Origin of the sequence: Nonlabens antarcticus (assembly GCF_015356755.1) — a bacterium.
GTDB classification, from domain to species: Bacteria; Bacteroidota; Bacteroidia; order Flavobacteriales; family Flavobacteriaceae; genus Nonlabens; species Nonlabens antarcticus.
The window spans coordinates 181,028-192,666 of record NZ_JADFCO010000062.1; the positions used below are offsets into that span (position 1 = coordinate 181,028).

The following is an 11,639-nucleotide window of genomic DNA, read 5'->3' on the forward strand; positions in this document are numbered from 1 at the left end:
GTTTTATAGCTAGTACTTATTCTTTTGTGTAAACTTTCTTTGAATAGACCAAATCATTTATCCGATTAGTCACCTCTAGAAAGATACTTAATTTTTCTTCTGAAATTTCTGATTTCACCACGTTATCAAAGGTTTTAACTACGTTTTTAGAAAAATCGCGCATCTCTTTTCCAAAGTCGGTTAAATGTATCAAAACACTGCGTCCATCTTCAGGATTGCGGCTTCTAGTAATCAGACCTTTTTCCTCCATCGCTTTTAAAGTGCGCGATAAAGAAGTAGCCTCCATTCCCATTTTAGGCCCTAAAGCAGTGCTGGGAGTACCTGTTTCTGGATCGATACTTATCAGCGCAAATCCAGTAGCCATGGTGCTTCCCTTAACGCTTGCCTGTTCGTTGTACATCTTTGCAACGGCCATCCAGGTCGATCTCAAGACGTAATCTATGGTTTTATCTTTCATAAAATTGAGTCTCAAATATAATCAAAAGTATTATGCACGCATAGTATACTTGTTAAAGTTTAACCGAAATAATTATTGATTTTCAGCATTTAGGATAGGCAATTAAAAGGCATCTTGACGCAGGTTCCGGCAATCTAACAAGCACTGCGCGACTGGAGATAAAACAATTTCACTTCAATCCATTGACGTTCATCATGACATTATTATTGTCATTGTAGAAATTTCAACTGTATTTAAGGAACATGATTTTCTTTGCGCCATTGATTATGCGTCACAGCCACAACCGTTTTTCATGACGCGGTCTTCTATTTTTTTAAAGGTTCCAGAATCGGAGTCGGTTCTTGCCATATCGCTCAATAATTCCAAGACGGATTTCTATTACGCTTTCGCGAAAGCGGAACAATTCAAAGTCTACAATAAATAATCTATCCTGAAATTATTCTTAGAGGTAATGCTCTTTTGACTAGCGCTTCAAGCTAAAATGGGCAGAGAATTCAGTTCCATCTTTAAGGGTTGCTTTGAACCAGTAATCACTGGAGGGTAGGGGCTCACCATTAAAGGTACCATCCCAACCTTGAGCAGTGGACAATAATTGTTTCAATAATTTCCCATAACGATGGAAAATAAAAATTTTAGCCTTTGGTTCAAACATGTTGTTAACGCCATCCAGTTGCCAGAAATCGTTAAATCCATCAGCATTAGGTGTGAAAAACCGCGGATAACCCACGATGCTGAATCGTTGCTGAGTTACCCCACACCCATTTTTATCATTAACGAATAAGGTATAAAAATCAGGTGGAAGATCATTGAAAAAAGGACTTTCCTGATAACTAGCATTTTCATCGATGCGGAATTCATAATCACCCAGCCCACTTACCATTGCAGTTGCAGACCCAAATTCCCCACCGTTTGCATTAATTATTTCTATAGCGTTTATGGTAGCTGGATCACAGTTGATCGTAGTAATTAGCTGGTTTCTATAGGTGTCAAAATCATCCGCATCATTTGTATTAGAATTATACCTTGATTCCTCATTCTCTCCATAGTATCTATTCTGCGCCTCTAACTGTCCATAGCTTAATTGTACCGTACAAATAACCAGCACAATTAAAGCGATACGTGTTTTTATCATGCTGCTAATTTAAAGGATTAGACCTATAAGTCGCGACGCTTGAGTAGCGCAAAAGCCCAATAAATAAAAATAGAACTCCAGATTAATACAGATGCGACATCAATCCATTCGACTTGATAATCAAAAACGAGACCTCCTTGCGTTACCTGATTAATGCTAGAACCTATCAAATCAATTCTTGTGAATGGTTGCTTAATTAAATTTGCCATGGCGTTTAATGGAAGGATATGAAGGACATAATCATACACCTGCGTACCATATGCCTTATCAATCACGTAGGCAATTATATTGACGGCACCCTCAAAAAGCCACCACACAGCGACAAAACCCAAAGCAAACGCACTACGTTTCAATAAAATTCCTGCAAAAAGACAAAAACTAAAAAATACCAGATGCCCTAAGAAAAAGGCTCCTATAAATTGTAAATCTGAGAAAATGATACCAATCTCGTTGTAATCTGAATAGATTAAACCTAAAGTTAATGATGCTAGAAACACAACTAGTGTGGTTAACACGGCAAGTATCAATACAAAGTAAAATTTAGATAAAATTAACTCCTTTTTACTCAACCCGTCAATCAAATTCTGTTTGATCGTCCTATTGCTGTATTCACTTGCTGTTAGAGAGACAATTACAATTGCAATGAATATTTTTAGAAAGCTGGTAAAATAGGTGCTAACATGCCAGACATAAGGAAAGTCAAAAATGCCTAAATCTGAGAAACTACCGCTGAACCCGTTGAAATCAATTTTGATCATTCCCACCAGCATCATAAGTGCAACGATGGATAGGTAAATTATGGTCAATATTTTACTACTACGGCTGTATCTGAATTTGTGAAATTCTATATCAAGTAATCTTTTCATCTGTAGTGGTTAGTTTTTAGTTAGCTCTATAAATTGATCTTCTAGGCTCTGCTTTTTAAACATCAATTTACTTAATACAATACCTGCGTTGTAGGCATCTTGATTGATTTGGGTGGTGTTGACATCTTTCAATAATTTGACTTCAAATCCATCAAGTTGATCTTCTGTACTCCCCACATAATCTTGTGTTTTCATAAAGCGCATTAAAGCTGCTTTATCGACGGCATCTATCAATATGGAACCAAAGTTTTTATTCATTTCTTCCACAGGACCGCAATACAACATCTGTCCCTTGCGCAAAACAATAACGTGGGTGCACACTTTTTCAACTTCATCTAGTAGGTGAGAGGCGAGTAAAATGGTAGTTCCCATTTTAGCAATATGCTGTATGATATCCCTTATTTTACGTATTCCCTGTGGATCCAGACCATTAGTAGGTTCGTCTAGGATCAATATCTCGGGATCGTTCAATAATGCACTGGCAATGGCAAGACGCTGCTTCATTCCTAGTGAGTAGGTTTTGAAGGGACTATTTTTTCGCGAAAGCAAATCTACCAGTTCCAGTTTTTCATCAATTTTATCCTCACTTATTTCTTTGATTTTACAAACCAGTTTTAGGTTTTGCACCGCATCCATATTAGGATAGAAGTTGGGTCTTTCTATTATAGCACCTATGCGTTTGAGAGCATTGTGATTGTTAACAGTACCTTCAAACCAGGAATAGCTACCTGCGGTAGGATTAACGACATTGAGAACCATTCCTAAAGTGGTAGATTTGCCGCTGCCGTTAGGACCTAGAATGCCATACACATGACCTTTTTGTATTTGAAAGCTTACGTGATCTACTGCTTTTAGAGCACCATAGTGCTTTGAGAGATCTTTAATTTCAAGGATTTTTTCCACAGTTGGCGTTTTTGTTGTATTATGAGACTAAGATAAAAGTAAAACGTTACCAATTCCATGAATGAAGTTCAAGAAGATAAGTTATTATCTAAGAAAAAGCCCGCTTTTCCCGTACACCAAAAGCTTAGGGATTATCTAAAAAAATACAATCGTGATTCTGATATCTCTGTTTCCTACGACGACTTGTTACGTTTTCAAGGTGCAATCACGGTTTATGACCGCAATGAAGAAGATACCTTATGGGTACGTTGCTATTATGCAGATCATGAACGAGAAAATATAGATAAAGACTTAAGACACATCTATGATGTACTCCATAGTGATGGTCGCAGCAATACAATGGATTTTCTAAATGTTGATGCGGTGGACTACTGCACCTTTGGTAACACAAAACCATTCAGAATTAAGGTGCGTAATATCTTAAATGATGCGTTTACCTATTTTTATGTGAAACGTGCAGATGCGTCAAGAGTTTACGGTCTGGAGCTGGAACATTTGCTATCGCCACACAGGATCAATTTTCTAGTTCACGATGACACTTTAATAGAAGAGCATATCGCGGGAATTCCCGGTGATGAATTTATTGATAATTATCTAGAGGAATGCGACCATCAAGAACGCACTCAAATAGCAAAAGAATTTGTTAAATTTAACGAGCGCTGTTTAATAAGGCTTCTAGGAGATATGCGAGCTTACAATTATGTAATCATACCCACGCACGATTTTGACCGTGTAAGTTATGCGATAAGAGCCATTGATTTTGACCAGCAGAGTTATGAAGGGAGGCTTAAAGTGTACCGGCCGCAATTCTTTAAGGAAAATGTACCCATGGTTATGAATGTTGCTGACTGTCTTAAGAATGAAAGCATAGAACAATATAAAAAAGAGGAACGAGCCCTAATTGCTAAAAGATTGATCAATACTCAAAATCGCTATAAAGCCTTAATTAAATGCATGCGTGCTGACCATCTTACCACGAACGAAAAACTAAAAGAATTGAAGCGCGATTTGCTAGATTTTACGGGCGATATAAAATTCAAAACTTGTCGGAATATGGGATCTGTCCTTCATACGGCGCTAGAATTTGTACGCCGTAATTACTCCATTGAACTTTAAGTTACTTCTTTTCCTCGCGGTTGAAATACACTAGATAATAGTACATCTGTCGCTCTTCATCCCAGCCTTTTTCAATGTATTTCTCTGCGCTGTCAGAATTTGTAAAGTCCATTTTGATCTGTACGTGAGTGTCCAGATTGATCACGCTTTTGATACCTTTTCTCGCAGCACTTACCGCAGTATTTGAAATAGGGAAACTGGAAACGTCCTCAATACTATATTTAGGGCCCTTTTCTGTTTTGTAATTTTTGAATTCTGGAATTAGGTCAGGATTTTCTAGGGTTTCATTTAAAAAAGCCGACTCTTCAAAATCATCATTTTTGGCAAAATAGTTTACAGATCTGTTCATAAACATCACCTCTTCTTTTTTATCCTCTGCTGGGAGGACAACGTCTTTTGCAAAGTCTTGACAGAATTTAAGATACTTTTTAGTGAAGAAATTTTCATCTTCAAAAACGTCCACACCTAAGAAATCATCTAGCCAATATTTAGCATCGTAGCGGTTTGAATCTACAGAAAGAATTTTGAAACCATTTTCTTGTTCTGCGTTGAAAATTATGGCGCCTTTATCCAGTTTGTTGAGGTTGACTCCTTGTTTCAGGAGCATTTTCAAGTCGGTTTCTGATTCTTCAAATTGAAGGAAATCTTGTTTGATTTCGCTTTTGAATATTCCTATGGCGTCTACTTTATTGTTGTCCAGCATGACGTTTGTAAAATAGCAAACGTAAACCTCACCGCTTCTAATGTGTGGATGTACGGACTGTTGATAGAGTTGTTTTGCTATCTTTTTAGAGTTTTCCAGTAAGGTTGCTGGGGTGCTAAATATCGCTTTCGCGAAAGCGTACATTTCATGAAATTCTAAGTCCTCTTCATGATGAAAACTATAATACGCCTCTTCTTTGGAACGGAAGGGTTTTAAAAAATATTCCTTGAGTAGCGAGTGCATTTCATCATCCAGCGGTGTGCTATTACTGGAAGTAAGAAGCATCTCTCCTTTATTTTTATTTCCTACGCGATGGATCGCAAGGTCTTCAATTCTCGTATTAAATAGGTTGATCATGTAGGTCTAGTAAAACTCGTTATCGTCGTATTCATCATAAGATTCCTCATCATCGCCATAAGAATCATCATCTTCATCCTCGCCCTCGTGGAATCGTGGGTCTGCCTCAAACTCTGGATCTGGTGGCGAGTCCGGTAATTCTCCCATTGCAAATATGACTTGAGGATATGCGGTACCATCGACTGGACCAGCAATATCTGCCAGTTCAATCATAAAAGTCCACATGCTTAGGAAATCATAGACATATATCATCTTTGTATTCCCCTTATCCATTACATCATCAATAGCTGTATCCTGCATCTTTTTAACAGGTGCCGTACCATCGCTCATATCAAAAAGGCAGTATTCTTCACCTTGATTCCAGTCAGCATCACAAGCATAAAAGCTTGCCATCTCATCGCCCTGGAGCTGGAATGACTGCGCAATTACATTATGAAGGTCTTCTAGGGTAGCGTCAGACTCGATCTCAATATCGCGGAAACAGTCCTGCGTAGTGTCGAGAATAGCTCTTAATCTATAGATCATTTCCGATTTTTTTTAAGGATTGCAAAGATAGGTTTTTAAAGAATTGTGACCCTAAAGTTTCTCCCGATCCTATAATTATTATCCCACGATTCTAGCCGATCTCAATCGCATCCAAATGTAAAATTGAAGTCCCAAAATCAAAGAGGCGGTGACTAAATGAGCAGCCTGTGAACCAAATGGAAAATCAACGTAATTCATTAGAATACCACTAATCATAGTGATTATGATTAAGAAGGCAAGCCAGTAGTAAGATCTCTTAGGATGATTCCATTTTTTAATGGCTATATAAAAGAACCAAAAATGCAATAGCGTCAAAACGATGGAAAAACTGCGATGGATGAAAAATAAAACGGGACCATTTTCCAACCATTCAGAACTAAGGTTGTAGCCAAATAGATCTACTTGATGATCTATATATTGACGAACTTGAGTTCCCATGACTACTTGTACAAGGGTCAAAATTATTAATACGGAAGCGATATTTGCCAACTTCCCGTCGTTTTTGTAGCGGTTGTCAGGCGGTAGAACTTCATACAATAAGTAAATGAGTAAACCTACAATCAGCAGCGCTACAATCATATGTATCGTGATCAATACTGGTGACAGCAACGTATCGACAACGATTTTACCTATCACTGCTTGTATCAACATCGATAGTAAAGCCACCACGGTAAGAATTGTAATTTTAGGTCTTGATTTAATAAACTGCAGCGATAATAATGCTGCAATCAGCACTACTAATCCACCTAGAGCGCCTATTAATCTATTAATATACTCAGTCCAAGTATGAAACTTATTGAAAACCGCATAATCGTGTTTAGTGTAGGGTTCCCAATTTTCTGCCTTATAAGTGGTTGAGGTAAAGAAATCTTTTTTAGCAACTTGCAACGCTTCCTCGTGAATGATGACCATTCCTTTCTTGTAGGGTGTGTCAGGGGAGAATTCAAGCTCAGCTTCCTCAGTTGGTGGTACCCAGTACCCAAAACATTTAGGCCAGTCTGGACAACCCATCCCACTTCCAGTCATGCGCACGACAGCACCTGCAATAATGATCAAGTAGATAACAAGTATACTCAACCGCAACCAGCGGCGATAGTTTTTTGTAGTAAATAGTATTGTAGCCACTTCTAATATTTTAATTCAAAACCTGAAACCTGCAATGTCAAATCTCAAATCGTCAATTTTTGATTCTCTTCCGAAACCGTGATTGCCTATTCTCTTATTGACTTAAACTCCACATAATTCCTTAATAAACCTAAACCTGTGTATTCTTGAAAAGAGTCTTTCGGTGTTCGTTATTATTTGATCAATACTCGCTTTTCCTTCACTTTACCTAATTTCAATATGGTAATTCTCAAACTGTTCTGGACTGCGCTAGAACTAACATTTTTACTCAACTCTTAGCAGAATCAGTGCATCCTATCACCGCGAACTTCTAGCGTTTTCATAAAATCAGCTTCATATGCTAACCAGTATTGCCATCTTTTCATAACCCTGTCTTCAGGAAAATAGGTCTTTGATAAATCAAGAAACAATTTGTAATGACTGGCTTCCGCGACCATGAATTGATGGTAAAATTTTTGTAGATCTTCATCTTCTAAATTTTGCGACAGCATTTTGAAACGTTCACAACTTCTCGCCTCGATCAACGCACAGATTAGCAATTGATCTAGAAACAAAAAATCCCGGCTTTCACCCTTTGGTTTTCCCTTCATCAATGTTTTGATGTAGTCGTCAGGGCGTTGTAATCCCAACGTTAAACCGCGTTTTTTTAATTCTGCAAGTACCATTCTAAAATGACCCCATTCCTCTGTCACTACAGGTGCTAGAGCTTCTACGAGCTCTGGTTTATCAGAATGCATCTGTACCATGGATATCATAGTACTTGCTGCTTTTTGTTCGCAAAAAGCATGGTCTGTTAAAATATCTTGAAGGCTCATTGCTGCCAGATCTACCCACCTGGGATCTGTGGGTAAATTGAGACCTAATACTGTTTTGGTTGCTTCAGTAGATTTCATAAATACAAAGATCGGTTAGAATAGTAGGAACGTCAAGATATCTCACTTCATTTATTGCACTAGTGAAAAGAGAATTCCCTCAAATTGAGAAGATAATTGCTAATGATCTAAGTAGGTGTTAGAGAAATAGATGATAGATCTAGATCATATTTTTTTGAGATACTCAATCAATACCTGAACTTCACTATTAGAAAGATTTTTAACTAACTCACTTTCTCTTTCATCAACCTTAAGATCGAGCCTAGATAGTAGCTTTAAACCAGTTTCAGTAATCGTTATTTCAATTTGTCGTCTATCGTTGGAACATTGCACGCGTTGCGCATATTCCTTAACAACAAGTTTATCTACAACTCTGGTTGTGTTAGAGTTGGAATGCAGCATGTCTTTGCTTACATCTTGAAGGTTAGCTGGATCTCCTTTTCTACCTCTCAATATCCGCAAAACATTAAATTGCTGTATAGTAATTTTCTCTTCTTTAAGTACGTGAGCAATAGCCTCTGTGAATTCTGTACTCTTTTTTACGATAGTGGTAATTAGCTTTCGCGAAAGCGGAATACCCGCAGTCTCATCCATAGTCATAACTTATATTGTATCTACAAATGTAAATTTTTATAAGTCATGGGCTGATTTTTATTTATAAATTTGCAGCTTAAATTATTCTCAATTCAATAATTTACCGAATGTTGCGTTAGGTTTCTAAACTATCTATTATGAAAAAATTATGTACAGCAGCCTTTGTTTTGATAGGGATCTTTTCTTTTGCTCAAACTGATAGTGGGTTTGGTATTAAAGGAGGTTTAAATTATGGATCTTCTGGTGAGTTTAAAGATGAAATCAATAGCAATACAGAAGACCCAGATTCTAAAATAGGATTTCATTTAGGCGTGTTTGCTAAAGCTGACCTAGGACCTATATATGTTAGACCAGAACTGATTTACACAAAACTGAATAGCGAATATTCGATTGGTGACTTTGAGGTTCAAAAGTTGGATTTACCTATTCTTGTGGGCGTCAATGTCATCGGTCCTTTAAATGTTTTCGCGGGACCTTCCCTTCAATATATTCTTGATACAGATCTAGAAGGATTTGACGTAGATGATGTAAAAGATCAATTTTCTGTAGGGGCACAATTTGGTGTTGGACTGGATCTAGGTAGGTTGGGAATCGATTTACGATATGAGCGTGGTTTCAAAGATAATGAGGTAACCTTTTTTGACATTAACCGCAGTCGAATTGATACAAGACCTGAACAATTAATAATTGCATTGAGTTTATCTTTGTAAGATAGAATTAAGGTAATGCGTGCCTCAAATTATCCCTAAATATTTGATGTTGCGTCATGAAACCATCCCAATTGGGATGGTTTTTTTATGCTAAAATTAAAATTCTGATTGCGTTTTTAAAGTCGTTCGCTTACGCGAAATGGGGTGAACGAATGTAATCTGCTGGGCATGTAAGTGCAATCTACCTTCCCTATTGCCATAAAGATCATCACCCACGATGGGAGTGTTAAGACCATCTACATGGGCAGCGTGAACTCTCAATTGATGCGTTCTTCCAGTAATGGGGTAGAAGTGAACCCTTGTTTTACCGTCAAAGCGCTCTACAACTTCAAACCGGGTCCTAGCAGATTTTCCATACTCGTAATCTACCAGCTGGTACGGTCTGTTGTCGAGATCCACACGCAACGGTAAATCAATATAGCCATCGTCCTCTTTAACATTGCCATTTAAAATCGCAACATACCTTTTATGAACGCTGCGTTTTGTGAACTGTTCTTGCAAGTCGTGATAGACTTCCAGAGTTTTTGCGATTAATAGAATTCCAGAAGTTGACATATCGAGTCTATGAACGATCAATGGCCCGGTAGCATCTGGATACTTTTTCTTCATTCTACTTTGAACCGAATCATTAATGGATTTTCCTGGAACAGATAAAAATTCCGGTGGCTTGTTAATTGCCAGCATATACTCATCCTCATAAATAATCTCCAACTCTTCATCCACCACAGGACTTTCTAAAAGCGGATTTGCTTCTACGTCCATTCCCATGAGCATAAATTCTAATACCGGTTCACACTTGCTGCGGCAAGCTGGATAAAAATTTCCATGCTTGCGAACCTTTGACTTGGGTGATTTCCCGTACCAAAACTCTGCCATTGTGATAGGCTTTAAATTATTCTGAAAAGCGTATTGCAATAACTTAGGAGCTGCACAATCTCCCGTTGCAGCCGGTGGTGATTCTGGGATTCTAGACTTGAATATATTCTTGACACTTTTAGTTTCACCGCGGGCGTTTAGAAAATTATACTCATCAAACAACCAGTCTTGCAACCAGTTTGATCCATCTTTCCGTTGCGAGCGCAGGGCGTTCAGCTTGTCTTGCAACAGATTGAACTTTTGTTGCAATTGCATTATTTTTTGCTCGAGATAAACGTCATATTCTTTCAAGTAGAAGCTGTCGTTTAAACTTAATTGTCGCTGTTCTGCTTCAAAAGTCGAAAACTCTACTTTAGGAAGTAACTTTTTTTGTTCCTTAAGGTAAATGCGCCGTTGTCTTTTACGACTTTGAATCCGTTTTTTTTCGAATTTTAATTTCTGCTGGTTTTCTGCTGCTGCTTTACTGTAATTCGCAATCAGTTCTGTATTTAAAGGATCTGTTTCTAATTTCTGTAATTCTTGAGTCAGAAGATCGAGTTTGTGTGTTTCTTGTTTAAAAAATTGATCTACGCGCTCCAATTCATAAACAGGTGGTACAAAAAATGGTTGGGTAGTTTCTCCAGCCAGTTTTCCCGAGAACCCGGCTAGGTAGTCTAATTCTCCATTGAGATTTTCCACCACTAAAACTCCAAACATTTTCCCAGCCTCCTGCAAACCTTCAATCGAAAACCATTCCGTTTGCAATGCGAGGTATTCTTGCAACTCCTGCGCCGCAATTCTAGCCAATTCATGAGGCTGATAATAAAACGGAAAGTTGAACTGTGACGGTTTTTCAATGGAGTCTACGTCAGTTTTGAAAGAATGAATCACGCGGTGGCTTCAAATACGGGTTCGTATAATTTCTTGACTCGCTCAAGACTTAAGGAATCGTTGATTTCATAGAAATAGTCCAGTTGCCATTTTTGGGTTCGTATTGCTTGCTTGTTGTTGGGCACGGCCCAGACAGGATATAATCGGAAACCTCTTTTTCCTTCTTTCTTTTCAGAAGAAACAATGCCCTTATCAATAAGGACAGATTTAGGAAATACAAATTGTCCCAATCGAGATTCAGATTCAGCTTCAGTCGTCACTACATAAAAATCAAACGGATCTGTTTGCTCTAAAGGTTCGATTACTCCATGACTATTTCTTTTCCAAAAAGTCACAAATTGGCCTATCTTTTTTGGAGTGACCTTTGCACTGCGATATATAATATGGTTTCCATCAAGTAAAAACCGGCTCGCATGATATTCCTTGCTTTCCCGTTCTAAAACGAAACCAGATATATCATAACCACATGGATCAAAAACCATCTTTTTGACTTGGTTTAAGTTGGAATCAAGATCGTTTTTATCATTATTCAT

At 37.9% G+C, this 11,639-nt stretch carries 14 protein-coding genes; 3 read left to right on the top strand and 11 right to left on the bottom strand.

Annotated elements, in window-relative coordinates:
* Positions 1–16: 16 nt before the first annotated feature.
* Positions 17–457 (bottom strand): MarR family winged helix-turn-helix transcriptional regulator, encoded by a 441-nt coding sequence (locus tag IQ282_RS04090; protein WP_194850633.1) that lies wholly within the window; start codon positions 455–457, stop codon positions 17–19.
* Positions 458–749: 292 nt separating this feature from the next.
* Between IQ282_RS04090 and IQ282_RS15030 the strand changes: the two genes are divergently transcribed.
* Entirely contained in the window at positions 750–881 is a 132-nt protein-coding gene (locus IQ282_RS15030; protein ID WP_262893086.1) for a hypothetical protein, read from the top strand.
* 39 nt (positions 882–920) lie between these two features.
* Here the strand turns inward: IQ282_RS15030 and IQ282_RS04095 are convergent, their stop codons facing one another.
* Genes IQ282_RS04095 through IQ282_RS04105 form a run of 3 tightly spaced genes read right to left on the bottom strand, consistent with a single transcriptional unit; the run spans position 921 to position 3,358 of the window.
* Positions 921–1,589 carry a T9SS type B sorting domain-containing protein gene (locus IQ282_RS04095; RefSeq protein WP_194850634.1) on the bottom strand — a complete coding sequence of 223 codons (669 nt, stop codon included), beginning with the start codon at positions 1,587–1,589 and terminating at the stop codon, positions 921–923.
* 23 nt (positions 1,590–1,612) lie between these two features.
* On the bottom strand, positions 1,613–2,455 hold the full coding sequence (locus IQ282_RS04100; protein ID WP_194850635.1) for an ABC transporter permease: 843 nt from the start codon (positions 2,453–2,455) through the stop codon (positions 1,613–1,615).
* A 9-nt stretch (positions 2,456–2,464) separates the two neighbouring features.
* Positions 2,465–3,358, bottom strand: a complete 894-nt coding sequence (locus IQ282_RS04105) for an ABC transporter ATP-binding protein (RefSeq protein WP_194850636.1) — start codon at positions 3,356–3,358, stop codon at positions 2,465–2,467.
* Between the two features lie 57 nt (positions 3,359–3,415).
* Here IQ282_RS04105 and IQ282_RS04110 point away from each other — a divergent pair, with 57 nt between their 5' ends.
* The gene (locus IQ282_RS04110) at positions 3,416–4,474 is read left to right on the top strand and encodes a hypothetical protein (protein ID WP_194850637.1); all 1,059 of its coding nucleotides are present in this window, start codon (positions 3,416–3,418) and stop codon (positions 4,472–4,474) included.
* A gap of 1 nt (position 4,475) precedes the next feature.
* On the opposite strand, the gene IQ282_RS04115 is transcribed toward IQ282_RS04110, so the two are convergent.
* From IQ282_RS04115 to IQ282_RS04135, 5 genes are all read right to left on the bottom strand, one after another.
* Complete coding sequence (locus tag IQ282_RS04115; protein ID WP_194850638.1) at positions 4,476–5,534, bottom strand: nucleoid-associated protein; 1,059 nt, start codon at positions 5,532–5,534, stop codon at positions 4,476–4,478.
* A 6-nt stretch (positions 5,535–5,540) separates the two neighbouring features.
* The gene (locus tag IQ282_RS04120; protein WP_194850639.1) at positions 5,541–6,059 is read right to left on the bottom strand and encodes an IS1096 element passenger TnpR family protein; all 519 of its coding nucleotides are present in this window, start codon (positions 6,057–6,059) and stop codon (positions 5,541–5,543) included.
* A gap of 78 nt (positions 6,060–6,137) precedes the next feature.
* Complete coding sequence (locus IQ282_RS04125; protein WP_317174180.1) at positions 6,138–7,184, bottom strand: COX15/CtaA family protein; 1,047 nt, start codon at positions 7,182–7,184, stop codon at positions 6,138–6,140.
* Positions 7,185–7,468: 284 nt separating this feature from the next.
* On the bottom strand, positions 7,469–8,077 hold the full coding sequence (miaE, locus tag IQ282_RS04130; RefSeq protein ID WP_194850640.1) for a tRNA-(ms[2]io[6]A)-hydroxylase: 609 nt from the start codon (positions 8,075–8,077) through the stop codon (positions 7,469–7,471).
* 144 nt (positions 8,078–8,221) lie between these two features.
* The gene (locus IQ282_RS04135; RefSeq protein WP_194850641.1) at positions 8,222–8,650 is read right to left on the bottom strand and encodes a MarR family winged helix-turn-helix transcriptional regulator; all 429 of its coding nucleotides are present in this window, start codon (positions 8,648–8,650) and stop codon (positions 8,222–8,224) included.
* A gap of 137 nt (positions 8,651–8,787) precedes the next feature.
* Here IQ282_RS04135 and IQ282_RS04140 point away from each other — a divergent pair, with 137 nt between their 5' ends.
* Positions 8,788–9,360 carry a porin family protein gene (locus tag IQ282_RS04140; RefSeq protein WP_194850642.1) on the top strand — a complete coding sequence of 191 codons (573 nt, stop codon included), beginning with the start codon at positions 8,788–8,790 and terminating at the stop codon, positions 9,358–9,360.
* Between the two features lie 96 nt (positions 9,361–9,456).
* Here the strand turns inward: IQ282_RS04140 and IQ282_RS04145 are convergent, their stop codons facing one another.
* Positions 9,457–11,106 (bottom strand): RluA family pseudouridine synthase, encoded by a 1,650-nt coding sequence (locus IQ282_RS04145; RefSeq protein ID WP_194850643.1) that lies wholly within the window; start codon positions 11,104–11,106, stop codon positions 9,457–9,459.
* The gene (locus IQ282_RS04150; protein ID WP_194850644.1) at positions 11,103–11,639 is read right to left on the bottom strand and encodes a MepB family protein; all 537 of its coding nucleotides are present in this window, start codon (positions 11,637–11,639) and stop codon (positions 11,103–11,105) included. Before IQ282_RS04150 ends, IQ282_RS04145 begins: the two co-directional genes overlap by 4 nt.